The sequence below is a fragment of the Actinomyces sp. HMSC075C01 genome (assembly GCF_001812965.1).
Taxonomy (GTDB): domain Bacteria; phylum Actinomycetota; class Actinomycetes; order Actinomycetales; family Actinomycetaceae; genus Actinomyces; species Actinomyces acetigenes.
Genome location: NZ_KV810996.1, coordinates 89851 through 90851 on the forward strand (window position 1 = coordinate 89851; position 1001 = coordinate 90851).

The window sequence follows — 1001 nt, forward strand, 5'->3', positions numbered from 1 at the left end:
CCGCGAGGGTGGGGCGCCACTGCACGAGCGTCGGATGTACTCCATGGGGGCCGGGGGCTCGTACAGTACGCACAACCCCCGGCCAGTAGATCCCCACCCTCGTGCAGCAGACCGCCCCGAGGCGGGACTCGGGCCGAAGCGAGTGCTGCGTCGAGGCCACCGAACGTCTCAGAAGCCATGACACTCAAACGTCTCAGAAATGAGGAGACAACACACTTCGGGCTCCCGTACGAGGGCCCCGCCTACGTTGAGTACACCCGCCCCTCCTCCGGTAGCACCTGAGCAACTGCGACCCACCGGGACAGCCCCCTCGCACCTGGTACACCGGTGCACACCGGCACCACAACACCCCCAGGCCTCTCGCTCACCAGAGCACGCCCAAATCGGGGTTTTTACACACCAATAGGCTTATTCACAGCATCCGTCAAAAGTGCTGTGACCTGCGCAGATGACGGCTTCGGCTAGCCCTGTGAATAAGCCTCCAACACCCTACAATTGGAGGATGAATCCTCCAGGTCAACGTTACGATAAACCAGCGCTCAATGAGAACGAGCTTATTGAGCGCTACATTGAACGCAGCCTCACCATCACAGACCGGAATCGCGCTGCCAGATACCTCCGACATATCGAGGCTTATTCATGGGGTGTATGTGACCACGAGTCCGAGGACGGCGGTGATGGAGGCTTCTTCACAGCATCCACTGAAGGTGCTGTGGCCTGCGCAGATGCTGGCGTCTGCTAGTCCTGTGAATAAGCCTCAAGGGTACGACTGCGGCATCTACCCTACGACTGCGTGTACCAGGTGTCGGGCGGGCTGAGCGGAGTTTCGGCGGCGGGTTGTGGGGCCTGGGTGTCACGTTTGGCGACTTTTAGGCCACCCATCGGATGCTGTGCTCCGGCCTGTACGGCTCTGGCCTGCGTATACGTGGCCGGGTGCGGCGGTCATCGGCCTGGGGTGCGTCTAAATAGTCGCCGTTCGTGACACCGCGCTCGTAGGACGA